Genomic DNA, 17387 nt, shown 5'->3' with positions numbered 1-17387 from the left:
GTGGTCGCGCGGCTTCTGTTTCCCGGGGTGGCGAGTTGCCGCTCGCCACCCCGGGCCTTCATCGGGTGAATTCAGCTCATGGGCCGCAGGTGCCTCATCCGACGCTTCGCAGGAGTTGTTCGACGGCGGCGAGCCGTGACGTCAGCTCGGCGAGCTGAGCGTGCAGTCGCTCCTGGTTCTGGCTCGACTGCTCGGCGAGCTCCTGGTATCTCGCCATCACGGCCGTGTCCGCACGATGCTGGAGAAACCTGAAGTAGTAGATGAGGCCTACTACGACGACGGCGAATACGCCGAAGAGCGCCGCGACGGGAACGATGATGTTCTTCATCTCGGATTCTCCTGCACGTCTTTGAGCCCTTCTTCTTCGTCTGCTCGGAGTGCGGCCAGGACCACGTCCACTGTCAGGTGGACGTCGAACGGCACCAACTCGAAATACTTCATCGCCTTGCCGTCCGATGACAGTTCCAGGTCTCCGGCGACCAGTCCGGCCTTCTCCAGACGCTCCAGATGGAGGTAGAGAAGGGGACGGGACATGCCGAGCCGCCGGGCCAGTTCGCTGACATGGACCCGGCCTTCGGACAGCCCGGCGATGATCCGTAGCCGCTGCGGATGGCCGATGGCAGCCAATACGGCCAGCAGCTCCTCACTGGTCAGAGTCCCATTCCTGTCGTCTCGATATTTCACCTGTAAGTCCAGACTGACAGGTGGCCCGGCCAGCGTCAATGCCCGCGCAACGGCGGACAGCGGTGGCTCCGAGAAGTGAGGAGGGGTGAGCCGCTAGCGCCGTCTCACCACCAGCACCCAGAACAGCACCAGCAACAGGAGTAACGCGAGCACGGGCATCGCGGCGATCGTCCCGGTGCCGACGAGTGCCGCGCCGCCGAGGAGGACCACGACGATGAGCGTGGCCATCACGAGGCCGCCTGTCCTCGACCGCGCTGGTGCGCTCCCCGGTGAGGATGCGGGCCCGCGCGCGACCGGCCGGGTGGGCTCTGACGGCCCGGCGGGCCTCATGGCGTCCTTCGGAGCGGCGTCGCCGGGAAGCGGCAGTGTGTACGGCGAAGCCGGGGCGGTGGCGAACTGCGCGCCCTCCATGAGCAGCGTGTCCGCCGACATGTCCTTGCCACCGATCAAGCGGAGCAGGATCGCCCGTGCGGTGGGGCGCCGGGCGGGGTCCTTGGCGAGGCACGCGGCGACGATGTCGCGTAGTGGCCCGGACAGGGGGCCGAGGTCGGGCTCGCCGTTCAGGATGCGGTGCATCACCGCGGGGATCGAGTCCTGCCCGAACGGTGTGACGCCGTTGGCGGCGTAGACGATGGTGCACGCCCAGGCGAAGACGTCGGCGGCCGGACCCACGGTGATTCCGCTGATCTGTTCCGGTGCCATGTAGGCGGGTGTGCCGACGATCGCGCTCGACAACGTGCCGCTGGCGTCCAGGGCGCGGGCGATGCCGAAGTCGATGACGCGGGGGCCGTCGGCGCCCATGATGACGTTGCTGGGCTTGAAGTCGCGGTGCACGATCCCGGCCTCGTGGATCGCGGCGAGCGCGGTCACCGTGGCGATCGCCAGCCTCTCCAGGGCGGGCCCCTGAGGCGCCTTGCCGGCCGCGATCACTTCGGACAGCGCGGGGCCGTCGACGAACTCGCTGACGATGTATTGCCTGTCGCCGTCCGCGTCGGCGTCCAGCATGCGGGCCGTGCAGAACGCGGCGACCCGTTCGGCATGTGCCAGTTCCGCGGCGAATCGGGATCGCGCTTTGGCGTCCCCGCTGAACCGCGCGTGCAACATCTTGATCGCGACCGGCTCGCCGTTCGGGGCCTCGCCCCGGTACACCACGCCTTGGCCGCCCTCTCCGAGCAGGCCGACGATCCGGTACGGGCCGATTTGCTGGGGATCACCTGAACGAAGTTGCTGCAAACCGTGCAATTTACTCCTCCACGGGCGCGCGAGACCGAGGCGACGTTACCGCAGTGGGCACCGCATTCAATGTGAACGATCACATCGTGAGCATTCGATTTGCCCGCTGGGCGGGGAAATGCGGCGTCACAGAGACCGTCAATGCGGGTGCGCCGACCGTGATCCCTTGTCGGCCTGCCTCAAAACTTTGCCTGGCTGTGGGACGTAATGCCCGAATAGTGCGGTTTCTTTGACTAGCGGGGGGCGAGCAGTTCACGTTCGGGGGGAGTGAGATGCCGGCCTGGTACCGACCATCGTTCCGGGCGCGAAGGACGGCGGGGACCGGTGCCTTCGCGGCACTGCTGTGCATCGGAGTCAGCCTGCTCTTCCTTCTGTTCGCAGGCAACAAGGAGGCCGACGGTGCCCAGACTCGGGTCACCTCGGCCTGGGACCGCGTTGTGCCCCTCATCCGAGAAGGTCCCCTCCCGCCCGTGTTGACGCAGGGCAGGGTCGAGGCGATCCAGGTCGTGGACTCACAGGGCCGGGTCGTCGCGGCGACCCGGCAACTCGTAGGCAAACCGCGGATGGCCACCTTCCACTCGGACAAGGGCCAGGTGCGCTCCACACAGGTGTTGTGCCCTCCGGCAGGGCTGACGGGCGGCTGCATGACCGTCGTCGCCTACAAGGTCTATCAGCCGGACGGATTCTGGGTTCTCTACATAGCGGTTCCCGTGGTCCTCTGGTACGGGACCACCACGGCGCTGCTGTTGGCGATCGGTGTGTCGGTGCTGGTGACGGTGATGATCAGCGCCTGGGTCTTCCGTGATCTCACCAAGGCCATGGCCCCGGTGAACGCCATCCGGGCGGAACTGGCGGAGATCACCGCCACCGACCTCGACCGGCGGGTGCCTGTGCCCAAGAAGTACGAAGAGATCAAGTTCCTGGCCGAAACGGTGAACGACACCCTGGACCGCCTTGAGGGCGCCTACCAGCAGCTACGCCAATTCACCTCGGACGCCTCCCACGACCTGCGCAGCCCCATCACCGCCATGCGGGCGCAACTGGAGGAGGCGCTCATGTACCCGAACCACACCGACTGGCCCAAGATGACCGCGGCGGTGCTCGTCGGGGTGGAACGGCTTCAAGCGATCGTGACCGACCTGCTGACACTCGCCCGACTTGACGCGCGGGCCCCCTTCAGCCGCAAGCCGACCGATCTGGGCCGGTTGGTCGGCGAGGAACTGGGCCGCCGGACCTATCGGATCGAGATCGTCAAGAATCTACGGCAGGACGTCTCCATCAACTGCGACCGGCTGCGGATCACCCGGGTGCTGGTCAACCTGCTCGACAACGCCGAACGCCACGCCGGCTCGCAGGTCACCGTCAACGTCCGGGCCGAGAATTCCACGGCGATATTGGAGGTCGTCGACGACGGCGCGGGAATCGCCCCCGAACACCGGGAGATGGTCTTCGACCGCTTCACCCGGCTGGACGCCTCCCGCGACAGGGACGCGGGAGGGACCGGGCTGGGGCTGGCGATCGCGCGGGAGATCGCCGAAGCGCACGAGGGCACCCTGACCATCCAGGACAGTGAACGAGGGGCACGTTTCGTCCTGCGCCTCCCCCGATGCGCACCCTCTCCGGCCGCTGACCCACGTGGCCCCACGGGGGCGCTCCCGAAGGCGAGGCGCGCGGACTGAGCGCGGGCGTGCGACGGATCTGGCTCGCCCCGTTGTCCTGAAGCCGCTCGAGCCCATGATCGCTGCTGCTGGGATCGAGATCGGCGATTCGGACTTCACGGGATCCCTGTTCGGCACCTGTACCTGCGTCAAGCCATGAGCCGGCGCTGGTACCGCACACCGGGGCGCCCCTCGAGGAAGATGCTCCCGACAACGGTGAACCCGTTACGTTCGAGCACGGTCCGGGAGGCCGGGTTGTCGAGGGTGGTGACCGCGGTGAGCACGGAGAGCCGGTATGCCGAGGCGGCCAGGAGGCACACTTCCTCGACCGCGGCCGTCGCCACGCCCCGGCCCCCGGCGTGCTCACCGATCCGGTAGCCGAGCTCAGCGGACCCATCCGCGACGTCCACGATATTGACGCGGCCGATCAGTTTCCCCTGATCGTCCACGATGACATGGAAGTGGCCCAGACCGGCGTCCTGCTCGGCGAGCAGGGCGCTGTGGCGTGAGGCGAACTCGACGAAGTACGCGTTCCCGCGATCCGGCACAGACCGCGCGAAGTACTCCCGGTTCTCCCGCTCGAAGACCAGGAGAGCAGGTGCATGGTCAGCCCGGAGCCGCTCCAACCTCAGCATGGTCGACAGCCTATTCACCGACTTCACCGACCGGACACAGGTCGCGCCGACTGGTCAGCACCGACAAATTTAACGTCCTTGACTGGATTATTTTTCGGCGATAGCCTGCGATCACGCGGCCGCCAGGAGCGGCCTGCGACGGCAGAAGGTCGGCTGCCATCCCGGCAACGCAACCCCCGAGGAGCGAGTCCCATGCGCATCGTGATCACTGAGTTCATGAGCTTGGACGGAGTCGTGCAGGCGCCAGGCGGACCGGACGAGGACACGGACGGCGGCTTCGCCCATGGCGGCTGGTCGCACCCGTTCTTCGATCTGGATGTGGTGGGTGGCGCCTTCGACGACGCGCTGAGCAAGGCCGAGGCGCTGTTGTTCGGGCGCCGCACGTGGCAGACGATGGCCGCGGCGTGGCCTGAGCAAGACAGCGACCCGTTCGCCGACCGGATGAACGCCATTGCGAAGTACGTCGTGTCCGAGACGCTGGGCGATGACGAGCTGACGTGGAACAACACCACACGCATCCCCGGTGACGACGCCGTCGCCCGCATCCGGGAGCTGCACAAGACCGACGGCGGCGACTTGGTGGTCATGGGGAGCCCCACGCTCGTGCGCACCCTCCTGGGCGAGGGCCTGGTCGACCAGCTCCGGCTCATGATCATGCCGGTGATCCTCGGCGGGGGTAAGACGATCTTCCCTGGCGACGGCACACTGCGCACGCTCGAACTGGTCTCGACGGTGATCAGCGACGCGGGTGTGCACGTGTGCACCTACCAGCCGGTCGCCGAAGCATAGGCCGGCCCGACGGCGGGCGGCGCCGGAAAGGCTGGAAGTCAGGCCTGTTCCGGCGCTCGCGGGACGAGTAGTCCTCGGTTGAACGCCTCGGTGACGGCGGAGGCGCGGTCGCTCACACCGAGCTTGGCGTAGATGTTCAGCAGGTGAGATTTGATCGTGGCCTCGGTGATGAACAGCTTGGCCGCCGCCTCCCGGTTCGTGGCCCCGGCCGCCACCAGTTGGAGGACTTCGAGCTCCCGCTGGCTGAGCGGACCGGGGGTGGGGGCACGTACCCGGGTCATCAGCAGGGCAGCCGCCGACGGGGCGAGAACCGCCTCACCCCGGGCCGTCGCCCGGACCGCCCGCAGAAGCTCGTCACGGGGAGCGTCTTTGAGCAGGTAACCGGTGGCACCCGCTTCGATCGCGGGCAGCACATGGCTGTCGGTGTCATACGTGGTCAGTACGAGCACGCGCGCGCCACTCCCGCGTCCGGCCAGCTCTCTTGTCGCGCTCACCCCGTCCATGCCGGGCATCCGCAGATCCATCAGGATCACGTCCGGCCGCAGAGCCTCGGCGAGCCGGACCGCCTCGGCCCCATCGGAGGCCTCACCGATCACCTCGAACCCCGGTTCGCGGGCGAACATGCTGCTCAAGCCGTCCCTGACCACTGGATGATCGTCGGCGATCAGCAGTCTGATCACGGTGCCGGGGCTCATGCGGAGACCTCCGCCGGCTCGGCGGGGACGCAGGCCGAGATTCCCGTGCCGGCGCCCGGTTCCGACTCGACCTGCAGCGTCCCTGACAGGCCCTCGATCCGCTGCCGCATCGCGATCAGGCCGAACCCGCCGCGATCCACGTGCAGGCCATCGGTGGCACCGTCACCGAGCCGGGACGGATCGAAGCCGCCGCCGTCGTCACGCACGTCCAGCGCCACCTCGTGCTCCATGTACGACAGCGTCACTCCCACCCTCGTCGCCCGTGCATGCTTGGCCACGTTGGCCAAGGCCTCCTGTGCGGTCCTGAGCAGCGCGACCTCCGCCTCCGGCCGCATCGGCCGTGCCGTACCGGTCGTCGTGACCTGGACCGGGATCTCGTGCAGCGACGACCAGTGGCCGGCGACGTTCGCCAGCGCCTCGCTCAGCCGTGCCGTCTGCAGCGGCTCCGGCCGCAGCGCGTGCACCGACCGCCGAGCCTCGGACAGGCTCTCCCTGGCCAGCCTGGTCGCGGCTTCGATGTGCCTGCGCAATCCTGCTGGATCGTCGACGGCGTGCTCGGCCGCCTGCAGTTGGGTGACGATGCCGGTGAGCCCTTGCGCCAGAGTGTCGTGGATCTCCCGCGCCATCCGCTGCCGCTCGTCGTGCACGCCGGCCTCCCTCGCCTGCGCCAGCAGTTGCTCGTGCAGGACCGCGTTCTCCGCCAGCGTCGTCTCCAGCCTCCGGTTCGCCTCGCGTGCCTCTGCGAGCGCCTGTTCTCGCTCCTCGTTCTGCTGGGCGCTGCGCCGGGCGAACCAGGCGAAGCCACACAGGGGGATCACGTTCGCGGCCATGATGACGACCCATATGGTCACGCCGAAAAGCGAGGTCTTCTCCACGCCGTACGCCTGCGCCGTGCCCGACACCATCGCCACCGCGGCGACGCCGACCGGCTCCCACGGCCAGCGCAGGACCCCGAACGCGTAGATGTACCCGGCGGGCGTGAAGAAACCGAACCACGGGTCCCTGGCCACCAGGACCGCCATGATCGCGATCAGTACGGTGAAGAACACCGCCATCACCCGCGTGCGCTCCCGCCAGGCGGGATGCAGCGTGAAGACCCACAACATCCACGCCGCGGCCAGCGCGCACAGAGCCAGGTCGATGAGCAGGGACTCGCCCGCCGACCGTTTGGCGACCACCGTGACGACGACCAGGATCGCCAGCAAGGCGTACGGAAGGACGGTTGCCGGTACGGGCCGGCGACGCACCGGACCGCTCATCCGCGTCCTCCTGTGCGGCTCATGTTCATATCGGACAAATCTAGCTGTATTGGGGCGTCTTATCTGGTGGCGAACAACGAGCGCAGGTGCCTGCCGTTCACGATCGCGACGACGCACACAAGGAGCAGTCCGCAGACGGTCTGCTCGATCCTCATCCACATCGGCAGGAATCCCGGGAGTGCGACGAGGACCGCGATGGCCACCACCATGACGCCCGAGGCGATCCGCAACCGCAGATAGGCCCGGCGACGTCCACGGGTGGTGCCGGTCGCGAAGGCGAGCATCAGCAGGGAGCTGAGGACGACGATCCCGCCGCGCACCCAAACCGTGTCGGTCACCAATCCGGCGTCGTCACGGAGCAGGTAGACGGCCACGAGGGTGAGCACGCTGATGGCGACGTAGCCGCCGACGAGGAGCTTCACCGTACGGAACGCCGTGCGGCTGCGCGGATTGTTCAGGGCTTCGTCGGAGATCTCGGCGGGAAGCGAAATGGGGGTGTTCATTGCGAGCCTTCCTTCTCTGGTCGGCTTCAAGCGTCGCAATGTCACACCAGGTCACGCATCGCCCGATCTCCTGAGGGCGCGGCTGAACCGGCGGCCCCGCCGGACGGCTGAGCCGATCCACCGATCGGCTGACCGTCAGACCAAACTCGCAGGTCGCGGGCTTTCTGCTGCGAACCTGTCGACGTCAACCGGTATCACCCGGTGGCGGTCGCTCCTGGCAGAGGCCGGAGCTAGTCGAGCCAGATCACGATCCCGGTCAGATCGTTGAGGACGGCCGCGACGCCTGACCTGATGGCGGCCGAGCAGCGCTCGGCGGTGAACGACTCGGGGTCGTACGTCGAGGACATGCCGAGCCCTTCGCCGCGGAACGACGCGCCGGACCAGTCGACCGCCGTGACGTTGTGGGTGGGCTCGGCCAACTCCGCGCCCACGACGAGGAACTGCTGAGACAGGTGGTTCGCGGTGACCAGCGCGAGGGGGTCGATGAGGTCGTTGCCCGCACTGACGATGAGGTCGGGGCCCATCGCGAGAGCCTTGGTGATGCCGGTGACGAGGTTGGCCGGGTCGGCGACCACCGTTCTGAGGTCGACGTCCTCGTCCTCGGCCCAGCCCTTCACCGCCGTGACGAGGGCCTTGGTCGGGCGGTCGTCCCCTGCGGTGAGAAGCACCACGCGGTAGTCCTTCGACGGACGGACCTCGGTCCAGGAGCCGGGCCGCGGCGTGACGGTCGACTCCGGGACGGGCGTGACGGAGGGGTCGATGAACCCCGCGCCGAGTGCGCCGAGGGGGGTGGGCTTGGAGTGCGGTCGTGACCAGTCGCCGCCGGATCCGCATCCGGTGATCAGAGTTGCGGCCGCGGCCAGCGTGGCGACGGCCCGAAGCAGCGGGCGCAAGGCGATCGTCCTCCGAGTGATGGCGGATGGTGCGGGGTCCATCCTCCTATCCCAGGTCATGCCGCCTTCCATCCTCAGGAGGCGTTCAGGAATTTGTTTTTCCGCAGTTCGTCGGCGGTCTGGCTCTCATTCACCCGTGACGTGCAACGTGCACTGGCAACGTAAGGAGCCACATGTCACAGCGGGTGCGCCGCACCGTCGTCGGGATCGTCATCGCGATCACAGCGGCGGTGATCGCCTTATTGAGCGCCGGCCCGGCGCTCGCCCACGGGTTCACGTCGACCGTGTACGTCCACGTCGCCGCGGGCGACGATGGTCACGTACGGACGACGCTGGAACTCGAGTACGACCTCTTCGTCGTGTCCGCCGCGGACTACGAGAAGGACGATTCCCTCTTCAAGGCGGGAACCGCCGCGTTCGACGCGCAGGACACCGAAGGACAGGCCGCCGCGCTCAACGCCCACACGCAGTCGGCCGTCAAGTACGTCGCCGAACGTTTCTCCGTCGCCTCGGGCGGCAAGGCCTGCACGCCGGCGCAGGTGGGCGACTTCACGATGACCGCTCGGGAGGGCGTGCCGTACACCCGGCTGCTGCTCGACTGGGTCTGTCCCGAGCAGGGCGACGACCACGAGGTGCGCAGCGGGCTGTTCCCCGACGCCGAGACCTACGTCAAGGGCACCAAGACGATCCTCACCTACGAGCTCGACGGACGTTCGGGCAGCGCCGCGCTCGACGCCGCGCACCCGTCCTTCTCGACCGCTCAGGCGTGGTACGAGCGGTTCTGGGAGTTCTTCCGCCTGGGCACCGAACACCTGCTGACCGGGATCGACCACATCCTGTTCCTGCTGGCGCTCATCGCCGGGTCGCGGCGCCTGCGTGAGATCGTGCTCGCGGCCACGAGCTTCACCCTGGCGCATTCGGTGACGTTCATGCTCGCCGCCCTCGGGCTGGTCGACGTCCCCGCGAGTGTCGTGGAGCCCGTCATCGCGCTGTCGATCGCCGCGGTCGCCTGCTGGCACCTGTGGCAGATCTGGCGCCGCGGCGACCAGGCCACCGAGATCGCCACGCTGGGACGCGGTCACTTCAGCCTGGACCGTGCGGGCTGGATCCGCCTCGCGGTGGTGTTCTGCTTCGGCCTCGTGCACGGCCTGGGCTTCGCGGGCGCGCTGGGGATCAACGAGGCCTGGTCGTGGACCCTGCTGTGGTCCTTGCTGGTGTTCAACGTCGGCATCGAGACCGTGCAGCTGGCGATCATCGCCGTCGTCTTCCCGTTGCTGGCCGTGCTTCGTCGCCGTTCGCCGAGGGCCGGCCTCTGGGCAACAGGCGTGATTTCTGCGGGCGTGTCCGTTATGGGGCTTATCTGGTTTGTGCAACGGGTGTTCGGGTTGTGACCTCACAGGTTCTTGGGAGGTTCAGCTGACCTGCTAGATCGCATTAACGGTCGGTTTACCTGGCAGCGAGAGGTTTGCTGGGCATTTCTCTCCAAACCCATCGGCAAAAGGAACATCACCGATGACTTCGAGCAACTCCGCACAGGCCCGCGGCCTCGTGCGGCGCCGCGTGGCCGCAGGGGCCACGGCGGCATTCCTGGGCCTGGGTGTTGTGGCCACCGTCGGCAGCCTGGCGGCCCCCGCCAGCGCCGCCGAGTCCGCCACGCTCACCGGCATCATCCTCGGTGTGGGCTCCAACGAGTCCCAGCGCACCGTGACCTGGTATTCCTCGGCCGACACCGCGCAGAAGGTCCAGCTCGCCCCGACCGCACAGGTCGCCAACGGCGAGTTCCCCGCTGACGCCCCCACCTTCGACGCCACCGGCGCGGCGAACATCGCCACCAGCGGTGGCTTCAACCGCCACGCGACGATCACCGGCCTGAAGGAGGACACGGCGTACTCCTACCGTGTCGGCTCCGAGGGCAACTGGTCCCCGGCGTACTCCTTCAAGACGCAGGACTTCGAGGGCAACTACGACTTCCTGTTCTTCGGCGACCCGCAGATCGGCTCGTCCGGCGACGTCGCGGAGGACGGGGCCGGCTTCGCGGACACCCTGAACGTCGCGCTGGCGGCCAACCCGAACGCCGAGCTTCTGGTGTCGGGCGGCGACCAGGTCGAGACGGCCAACACTGAGACCCAGTGGAACGCCTTCCTCGCGTCCGACAAGCTCCGCCAGTACCCGTGGGCCGCCACCATCGGCAACCACGACGTCGGCGGCAAGGCCTACGAGCAGCACTTCACCACCCCGAACACGGACCGCACGGCCCCGTACTACGACAACGGGAACCCGGCGGGAACCAAGTCGGGCGGTGACTACTGGTACATCTACAAGGATGTGCTGTTCATCGACCTCAACAGCAACAGCTACAACTCCGCGAACGGCGGCGGCGACGCGGCGCACATCGGCTTCGTCACCGACGTCATCAACAAGCACGGCAACGAGGCGAAGTGGAAGGTCCTCACCTACCACCACGCGATCTACTCGCCGGCCGACCACGCCAAGGACAGCGACAACAAGGTCCGGCGTGTCGACTTCCCGACCACCTTCTCGAAGCTCGGCGTCGACCTGGTGCTGCAGGGTCACGACCACAGCTACTCCCGTAGCTACCTGATCAAGAACGGCGAGAAGGCGAACCCGGACGAGCAGCCCGGTGCCGCCGACGTCTACGCCGGTCCCGGCGGCGTCCTCTACGTGACGGGCAACTCGGCTTCGGGCTCGAAGTACTACGACATCACGAAGCCGGACACCACCGGCACGAGCGGCGCCGGCAACGGTGCCGACCCGCTGAACCCGGACAGCTACTGGTACAACTCGGTTCAGAACCAGGAGCACGTCCGCACCTACGTCAAGGTGCAGGTGCGCAACGACAAGCTCGTCGTCGAGAACGTCCGGAGCGGCACCTGTGCGGCCCCGAACTCGTCGGTCGAGAAGGGCAACTGGTGCAACAACACCACTGAGGGCCAGCCCGTCGGTTCGCTCGTCGACAAGGTCACCGTCCACCCGTACAACGGTGACGGCCAGGCCCTGCAGGTGAACGTGCCGAACGTCGCTCCGGGTGAGTTCGGCTGGACGATCGACGGCTACAACGGCCTCGTCGACCTCGGCACCGCCAAGGAGACCAACGGCGACCACTTCGAGGCGTCGGGCAAGATCAACCCGATCCTCGTGTCGGACAGCCGCCGCTCGCTCGCTCCGTGGTCGATCTCGGCCAACGTCAGCGACTTCAAGGACGCCGACAAGACGTTCTCCGGCGCCAACCTCGGTTGGACGCCGTACGTCCTCGACGGCGGCGCGGGCGCCACGGCCGCCAAGCCGGTGGCCTCCGGTTACGTCGACCACGGCCAGGGCCTGTCCGTCTCGCGCGGCCTCGGTTCGGCCGTGCAGGGTCACCCTCGCGGTGGGGCCAAGCTGGGCGCCGACCTGGATCTGAAGATCCCGGACAGCGTCGCCAAGGGTGGTTACCGCGCCACGCTCACGGTCACCGCGCTGAGCAGCTGATCGTACTCGTTTGACCTGGCGGGGTAGGCGCCTTCGGGCGGCCTACCCCGCCTCTCGTTCCAGATTCACCAAAGATCGTCCGAGGACTCCGAGATGCCCATAACGCGCCGGAAGACCCCCGTCGCCGCCTTCGTCCGTACCGCCGTCCTGGCCATGCTCACCGCTCTCGCGGTCGCCGGCCTGGGGGCCGGCCCCGCTCTGGCAGACGACGGCAACGTCACATGGACGGTCAGGACGGTCTCGAACCACTACGGCGACGACCGGTCCAGCTACAGCTATGACGTCAACCCCGGTGGCCGGGTCGAGGACGCCATGGTCGTGGCCAACAAAGGCAAGTCCCCGCTCAAACTCGGCGTCTACGCCGCCGACGGCTTCACGACCGACACGGGCCAGCTCGACCTGCTCACCAAGGACAAGAAATCCGTCGCGATCGGTGCCTGGGTCCGCGCCGGCCGCGACAGCGTCACGATCCAGCCCGGTAAGTCCGTCGAGATTCCCTTCACGGTCACCGTTCCGGACAACGCCACGCCCGGCGACTACGTGGGCGGCATCCTCACCTCCCTGACGCAGGCCGACGAGGCCGAGGGCATCAACGTGGATCGGCGCCTCGGCATCCGGGTCAAGCTGCGGGTCAGCGGCGAGCTCAAGCCGACCCTCGCGATCGAGAACCTCTCCCTCGATTACGCGGGCTCGTTCAACCCGTTCGCCACGGGTGACGCCACCGTCACGTACACGATCCACAACACCGGCAACGCCATGCTGTCCGCCCAGCAGACGGTGTCGGTCGCCGGCCCCTTCGGGTGGCTGCAGGCCGATGCGGACAAGATCGCCTCGCCCCCGGAGCTGCTCCCCGGTGAGAGCTGGAAGGTGACGGTGCCCGTCCGCGGTGCGGCACCCGCCGTCAGGCTGGGCGTGACCGCGACCATCACACCCCTGCTCACCGACGCGTCGGGCTCCACCAGCCCGCTCAAGCCGGTCCAGGTGACGGCGGGCGGCTGGGCCGTCCCGTGGACGCTGTCTCTGCTGGTCGTCGTACTCATCGCGGTCATCGTCGCCGCGATCCTTCTCTCGCGCCGCGGCCGCGTACAGCGCAAGCTGCGTGAGGACGCCCGCGTACGGGACGCCGTCGAGCAGGCGCTTCGCGAGCAGGAGACGCAGGCGCGCTGACGCCTTCACCGCACCGGGTGGACCTGCGCTGCGCCGACCATCAGCCCGGCCGGCGCACCCCTGCCCGTCTCCCGCATGCGTCCCTCAGGCCGATGCGGTCGGGTCCGCCACATGGCCGATGAACAACGGCGTCGACGTGGGCCGGTGCATGATCGCGAATGCGAAGGGATGGTCGGCGCGGACCTCGGCGTTCTGGCCGACCCGAGCGGAGGTGACGAACGCCAGCCCGGTGACCGCGGCGGCCTCGGTCCCCCACTCGTCCACCGTGATGTTCGCGCGGTGGACCGCCTGGCCGATGAAAAGGCCGTCGGCGATGCCGGAGAAGTCGGCGCCGTCGAAGACCGTGTTCAGCCCCAATTTCTTCAGCGCCGCCTTCAGTTCGAGGTCTGTGCCGAAGTCCCAGCCAGGAAGGGAAAGGTCGACACCGGTCGTTGTCAGCCCGGTCGCCACCTGCCGCAGGGTGTCCGGCTTGAGTAGTTCGGCAGGGGACGCACCGCGCTGGGGTACGAGCACCCACATGGCCAGGTCGCTCTTGGCGTACGGCAACTCGACGGCCTGCCAGCCCGAGCCGGAGGCGTACCTCAGGTCGGAGCTCTGACGCATCAGCTTCGTGCGCACCGTGGTTCCGTCGGCCCTGGTGAACGTGGCGTTCTCCTCTGGAGGGTCGGCGAATCCCTGCTCCCACTCCGCCTTGAGGTAGACGGCGTTGGCGATGACCAGCCGGGTCGCCGAGTCCAGCCGCTCGAACAGCTTCTTGATACGTCCCGCGGTCTGCTCGTCGACCCACGCGTTGATGACGTCGGCGGCGTCCTCGCCGAAGTCGACGGCGCGCACACCGGCGCCGTACTGCGACGCGAGCGTACGAAGGAACTCCTGCTTGACGGGCATGCCCTGCTGCGTGAACAGCCCATTGGCGATCCCGACCACGGGCGCACTCGGCTCGCTGCTCTGCGCGTCCCTCACGGCCTTCCGGTCAAGTGCCGGCGGCGGACCGTCGACCGTGACGATCTGCCTGGTCAGCGCGTTGAACGCGGTGTGCGGTCCCGCAGCGGGAAAACCGAAGACCTCGTCCAGCTCCGACGCGGTGGCGCCGGCCGCTCCCGCCCTGGCCATGCCGAACGCGTACGCGACGCTCAGCGGCGAGATCACCGTGTTGGCCGTCGCAGTCGCCGTCGTCTCGTACAAGGCATGGCCGAAGGCGGTCAGCCCCCGTACGACCTCGGCGACGGGCGCGTTCTTCGGAACCTCGCGGCTCACGCCTTCGACCGTCAGCACCCGCGAATCACCTCCGACACCCCCACAGGCCGCCGCGGCGGCCGCGAGCAGGGAAACCGCCAAGAATTCCCGCCGTAGTATCCGGCCCGGCAAATCGATGGGCATAGTCATGTGACGTACGTGCGTGGAAGAAGGTTCACGACTCGCGGACAGAGGTCGCGCCCATCCGCCGGCGGCGTGAGGCGATGCTCAGGAGTTCCTCGGCGGAGCCGGTCAGCCGGCGGCCCTTCGGCCACACCGCGCGCAGCCGCCGGTGCAGGTCCACCCCGGCCACCGGGACTTCCAGCAGGCGCCCTTCGGTGAGTTCCTCCCGCACGGTGATCACGCTGAGTACCGCCGGTCCGACACCCGCGACCACCGCGGCGCGTATCGCCGCGTTCGCGTCCAGCACCATCAGCGGCCGCGCCGGTTCCACGTCGATGCCGGTGAGGATGCGCTCCAGGGTCTCCCGGGTGCCTGAACCCGGCTCGCGGACGATGAGCGGCGTACGGGCGAGTTCGTCAGGCTCGACCGGCAGGCGTCGCCGCGCCCAGGGGTGGTTCGGCGCGACTACGACGACCAGTCGGTCGGCACCCACCTGACGCGAGCTGAGTCCGGGCGGAACCGCCGGTGCCTCGATGAAGCCCATGCCGATCTCGCCGCGGGTGGCCATCGCCGCCGCCTGTTCGGAGTTGGTCACCCTGAGGCTGACGCGGACGTCCGGCGACCGCTGCCGCAGAGCGCCGATCCAGTGCGGGAGGAAGTGCTCGGCCAGCGTCATGCTGGAGGCCACTCGCAGGTCGTCGTCCTGGTCGGCGCGTAGCGCGGCCACGCCGGCCATCAGCGATCCCACCTCCGCCAGCACCCGTTCGGACCACTGGCAGACCGCCTTGCCCTCCGTGGTGAGCGCCGAACCACGGCTGCCCCGGTCCACGAGGGCAAGCCGCAGCCGCCGCTCCAGCATGGCCAGGCGCTTGCTCGCGGCGGGCTGGCTGATCCCCATCCGCTCGGCGGCCTGTCCGAGACTGCCCAGCTCCGCAACGAGGGTCAACAGCAGGAGGCTCTCGAAATCCGGCGGCGTCCCACCCATAACTGCAGGTTATTACCTCATTCCGGATTGACGGGTACCGGCCTCGAGCGTCCCTGGCCAGGATCGTGGCGATGGCCTGCTGCCGGCTCTGTCGGGTTTCCGGCGGCCACTTTCTGCCCTGCTGGATCATTCAGAGAAAGCGAGTGCGACATGTCCCACCACCTCGATTCGCCGATCGCTCGGCAGGACCCGCGCTTGGACATCACCGATCTTTATGTCTTCCGGGGAGAGCGCGGCACGGTTTTCGTCACGAACCACAGTCACTCGCTCGCCGGCGACGACGTTCCCCGGGGCCTGCACCCGGAGGGCACGTACGAGTTCAAGATCGACGCGAACGGCGATGCCGTCGAGGACCTGACCTACCGCTTCACCTTCGGCGAGCGCGACGAGCAGGGAACGCAGACGTACCAGGTGCGGCGCCTGGCCGGCCCCGATGCGTGCGAGGCCTTCGCCGCCGGAACGTTGATCGCCCAGGGCCGTACCGGTGAGACCGTGGAGCTTGACGGTGGCGGCCGGGTGTGGGTCGGGAAGGCCGGTGACCCGTTCTGGATCGAGCCGGACGTTCTGCACGCGGTCGGCAGGGCCTTCCAGGAAGGGACCACGATCGACCTTTCCGGCTGGAACCCCGAGGAGGCGAAGAACGCGTTCGCCGGGCACACGGTCTACTCCATCGTGTTGGAGATCGCCGACGAGGAACTGCTGCCGGTGGCCGGTCCGGACCGCGGACTGGGGGTGTGGGGCCTGGCCTCCCTCGCCACCGACGCAGGAGGCCGACGGCCGATCAACCGGGCGGGCCTGCCCATGATCCATCCACTGTTCACCCAGCTTAACGAGGACCTCGGTGACTGGCTGAACACCAACCGGCCGGTCGAGGACCTGGAGGTCCACGGCGAGACGGTCGCGGACATGGTGGCCGGCGTGGTGCGGGCGTACGGCACCGCCGAGAACCCGGAGGCCTACGCGCGGACCGTCGTCGGCAGGATCTTCCCCAACGTGCTGCCCTACACCGTCGGCACCCCTGCCTCCTTCGGGTTCGCCGGATGGAACGGCCGCTCGCTCACCGACAACGCACCGGACGTCATGTTCTCCTTCGCCGGCAACATCCCGGTCGCCCTCGGCATCACCAAGGAGTCGGTCACGGCCAAGCCCACGCGGACCTTCCCCTACCTGCCACCCGCAAGCTGACCGGCGGGAAGGCGGCCAGGGATTGTGACATTTGTCCTCGCCCGTCGCGTATTGATCGTTCTGTTGCCAAGGATCTGGCGCTGAGAGTCTTGATCCATCAGATCGGATCGTTGGGAGTCGCGATGTGGCAGCGGGAGCGTACGCCGGCATTGACCACTCAGGTTCCTGGGTGAACTCCGGGCCATGCGCGAACGAAACGATTGCGTACACTTCGTCTTCGGGGTACCGTACGAAACGGTTTCGTTTCGAATCGGGGTGACGGTGTTGGAAACGCCCAGGCGCAGCGAGTTGCGCGAGGAGGCGATCCTGAGGGCCACGCTGGAGTTGCTGGCCGAGGTCGGTTACGACCAGATGACCATGGACGCCGTGGCCGCGCGGGCCCAATCCAGCAAAGCCACCATCTACCGCAAATGGCCAGGAAAGGCCGAGTTGGTGGTGACCGCGGTCAGGCGGCGCGCCGGTAATCCGGCGAAGTCCCCGCCCGATACCGGCAACCTGCGCGAGGACCTGCTGGCGGTGCTGCGCCTCATGCGGAACAACCTGGTCGGTCAGGACGCCGCGCTCATCCTCGGCCTCATGATCGCGATGCACCGCGATCAGGGGCTCGCCGGAACGGTGCGGGCACAACTCATCGATGACAAGCGCGAGGTCTTCGGCGCGGTCATCGCCCAGGCCGTCGGACGGGGGGAGCTCTCCGCGTCGGTGGACGACACCATGTTCGTGGAGATCAGTTCGGCCATGTTGTTCTCGAGACTGTTCGTCACCGGCGAACCACTCGATGACGCCTTCATCCGCCACCTGGTCGACGCCGTGCTTCTCCCCCTCCTCGATCACCAGTCCAGCGCCCGTTAAG

At 67.9% G+C, this 17387-nt stretch carries 17 protein-coding genes; 7 read left to right on the top strand and 10 right to left on the bottom strand.

The genetic code is table 11. From position 1 onward, the window contains the following. Positions 1-94: 94 nt before the first annotated feature. The 3 genes from Psi02_RS31935 to Psi02_RS31925 all read right to left on the bottom strand — a co-directional run bounded on the left by Psi02_RS31935 (position 95) and on the right by Psi02_RS31925 (position 1917). On the bottom strand, positions 95-328 hold the full coding sequence (locus tag Psi02_RS31935) for a hypothetical protein (protein WP_203979558.1): 234 nt from the start codon (positions 326-328) through the stop codon (positions 95-97). Further along, positions 325-684, bottom strand: coding sequence for an ArsR/SmtB family transcription factor (locus tag Psi02_RS31930; protein ID WP_239095334.1), 360 nt, complete (start codon positions 682-684; stop codon positions 325-327). Before Psi02_RS31930 ends, Psi02_RS31935 begins: the two co-directional genes overlap by 4 nt. A 93-nt stretch (positions 685-777) precedes the next feature. Next, positions 778-1917 carry a serine/threonine-protein kinase gene (locus Psi02_RS31925; protein WP_203979557.1) on the bottom strand — a complete coding sequence of 380 codons (1140 nt, stop codon included), beginning with the start codon at positions 1915-1917 and terminating at the stop codon, positions 778-780. Between the two features lie 272 nt (positions 1918-2189). On the opposite strand from Psi02_RS31925, the gene Psi02_RS31920 reads away from it, so the two are divergent. Next, a complete protein-coding gene (locus Psi02_RS31920; RefSeq protein WP_203979556.1) occupies positions 2190-3596 on the top strand; it encodes a sensor histidine kinase in 1407 nt (468 codons plus the stop codon). A gap of 128 nt (positions 3597-3724) precedes the next feature. Here the strand turns inward: Psi02_RS31920 and Psi02_RS31915 are convergent, their stop codons facing one another. After that, complete coding sequence (locus tag Psi02_RS31915) at positions 3725-4210, bottom strand: GNAT family N-acetyltransferase (RefSeq protein WP_203979555.1); 486 nt, start codon at positions 4208-4210, stop codon at positions 3725-3727. 192 nt (positions 4211-4402) lie between these two features. Here Psi02_RS31915 and Psi02_RS31910 point away from each other — a divergent pair, with 192 nt between their 5' ends. Further along, a complete protein-coding gene (locus tag Psi02_RS31910) occupies positions 4403-4999 on the top strand; it encodes a dihydrofolate reductase family protein (protein ID WP_203979554.1) in 597 nt (198 codons plus the stop codon). A 38-nt stretch (positions 5000-5037) separates the two neighbouring features. Here Psi02_RS31910 and Psi02_RS31905 read toward each other — a convergent pair whose 3' ends face one another. The 4 genes from Psi02_RS31905 to Psi02_RS31890 form a co-directional block, all read right to left on the bottom strand. Continuing rightward, a complete protein-coding gene (locus Psi02_RS31905) occupies positions 5038-5694 on the bottom strand; it encodes a response regulator transcription factor (RefSeq protein WP_275415309.1) in 657 nt (218 codons plus the stop codon). Then, positions 5691-6953, bottom strand: a complete 1263-nt coding sequence (locus tag Psi02_RS31900) for a sensor histidine kinase (RefSeq protein WP_203979553.1) — start codon at positions 6951-6953, stop codon at positions 5691-5693. The genes Psi02_RS31905 and Psi02_RS31900 overlap by 4 nt, the downstream gene beginning before the upstream one ends. A 59-nt stretch (positions 6954-7012) precedes the next feature. Then, positions 7013-7456 (bottom strand): hypothetical protein, encoded by a 444-nt coding sequence (locus Psi02_RS31895; RefSeq protein ID WP_239095333.1) that lies wholly within the window; start codon positions 7454-7456, stop codon positions 7013-7015. Positions 7457-7686: 230 nt separating this feature from the next. After that, positions 7687-8349 (bottom strand): type 1 periplasmic-binding domain-containing protein, encoded by a 663-nt coding sequence (locus Psi02_RS31890; protein ID WP_203979552.1) that lies wholly within the window; start codon positions 8347-8349, stop codon positions 7687-7689. A 173-nt stretch (positions 8350-8522) separates the two neighbouring features. Between Psi02_RS31890 and Psi02_RS31885 the strand changes: the two genes are divergently transcribed. The 3 genes from Psi02_RS31885 to Psi02_RS31875 all read left to right on the top strand — a co-directional run bounded on the left by Psi02_RS31885 (position 8523) and on the right by Psi02_RS31875 (position 13005). Further along, positions 8523-9740 (top strand): HupE/UreJ family protein, encoded by a 1218-nt coding sequence (locus Psi02_RS31885; protein WP_203979551.1) that lies wholly within the window; start codon positions 8523-8525, stop codon positions 9738-9740. A gap of 121 nt (positions 9741-9861) precedes the next feature. Continuing rightward, positions 9862-11838: a purple acid phosphatase family protein gene (locus Psi02_RS31880; RefSeq protein ID WP_203979550.1), complete on the top strand. Its 1977-nt coding sequence runs from the start codon at positions 9862-9864 to the stop codon at positions 11836-11838. Positions 11839-11931: 93 nt separating this feature from the next. Further along, positions 11932-13005 carry a WxL protein peptidoglycan domain-containing protein gene (locus Psi02_RS31875; RefSeq protein ID WP_203979549.1) on the top strand — a complete coding sequence of 358 codons (1074 nt, stop codon included), beginning with the start codon at positions 11932-11934 and terminating at the stop codon, positions 13003-13005. Positions 13006-13089: 84 nt separating this feature from the next. Here the strand turns inward: Psi02_RS31875 and Psi02_RS31870 are convergent, their stop codons facing one another. Together Psi02_RS31870 and Psi02_RS31865 are read right to left on the bottom strand one after the other, a co-directional pair. Continuing rightward, positions 13090-14280 carry a serpin family protein gene (locus Psi02_RS31870; protein ID WP_203979548.1) on the bottom strand — a complete coding sequence of 397 codons (1191 nt, stop codon included), beginning with the start codon at positions 14278-14280 and terminating at the stop codon, positions 13090-13092. Between the two features lie 136 nt (positions 14281-14416). Next, positions 14417-15349, bottom strand: coding sequence for a LysR family transcriptional regulator (locus Psi02_RS31865; protein ID WP_203979547.1), 933 nt, complete (start codon positions 15347-15349; stop codon positions 14417-14419). 150 nt (positions 15350-15499) lie between these two features. On the opposite strand from Psi02_RS31865, the gene Psi02_RS31860 reads away from it, so the two are divergent. Next, entirely contained in the window at positions 15500-16534 is a 1035-nt protein-coding gene (locus Psi02_RS31860) for a DUF4331 family protein (protein ID WP_203979546.1), read from the top strand. A 264-nt stretch (positions 16535-16798) separates the two neighbouring features. Further along, entirely contained in the window at positions 16799-17386 is a 588-nt protein-coding gene (locus tag Psi02_RS31855; RefSeq protein ID WP_203979545.1) for a TetR/AcrR family transcriptional regulator, read from the top strand. The last annotated feature ends 1 nt before the right edge of the window (position 17387 follow it).

This window comes from Planotetraspora silvatica (assembly GCF_016863315.1).
In the GTDB taxonomy this organism is placed as follows: domain Bacteria; phylum Actinomycetota; class Actinomycetes; order Streptosporangiales; family Streptosporangiaceae; genus Planotetraspora; species Planotetraspora silvatica.
This window is presented reverse-complemented; position numbering and strand designations above follow the sequence as displayed.

Excerpts from the sequence above, each read along its gene's own strand:
- Psi02_RS31860 (WP_203979546.1), top strand. The coding sequence starts at position 15,500 with ATGTCCCACCACCTCGATTCGCCGATCGCTCGGCAGGACCCGCGCTTG.
- Psi02_RS31915 (WP_203979555.1), bottom strand. The coding sequence starts at position 4,210 with ATGCTGAGGTTGGAGCGGCTCCGGGCTGACCATGCACCTGCTCTCCTG.
- Psi02_RS31875 (WP_203979549.1), top strand. The coding sequence starts at position 11,932 with ATGCCCATAACGCGCCGGAAGACCCCCGTCGCCGCCTTCGTCCGTACC.
- Psi02_RS31910 (WP_203979554.1), top strand. The coding sequence starts at position 4,403 with ATGCGCATCGTGATCACTGAGTTCATGAGCTTGGACGGAGTCGTGCAG.
- Psi02_RS31905 (WP_275415309.1), bottom strand. The coding sequence starts at position 5,694 with ATGAGCCCCGGCACCGTGATCAGACTGCTGATCGCCGACGATCATCCA.
- Psi02_RS31865 (WP_203979547.1), bottom strand. The coding sequence starts at position 15,349 with ATGGGTGGGACGCCGCCGGATTTCGAGAGCCTCCTGCTGTTGACCCTC.
- Psi02_RS31935 (WP_203979558.1), bottom strand. The coding sequence starts at position 328 with ATGAAGAACATCATCGTTCCCGTCGCGGCGCTCTTCGGCGTATTCGCC.
- Psi02_RS31885 (WP_203979551.1), top strand. The coding sequence starts at position 8,523 with ATGTCACAGCGGGTGCGCCGCACCGTCGTCGGGATCGTCATCGCGATC.
- Psi02_RS31880 (WP_203979550.1), top strand. The coding sequence starts at position 9,862 with ATGACTTCGAGCAACTCCGCACAGGCCCGCGGCCTCGTGCGGCGCCGC.
- Psi02_RS31920 (WP_203979556.1), top strand. The coding sequence starts at position 2,190 with ATGCCGGCCTGGTACCGACCATCGTTCCGGGCGCGAAGGACGGCGGGG.
- Psi02_RS31900 (WP_203979553.1), bottom strand. The coding sequence starts at position 6,953 with ATGAGCGGTCCGGTGCGTCGCCGGCCCGTACCGGCAACCGTCCTTCCG.
- Psi02_RS31895 (WP_239095333.1), bottom strand. The coding sequence starts at position 7,456 with ATGAACACCCCCATTTCGCTTCCCGCCGAGATCTCCGACGAAGCCCTG.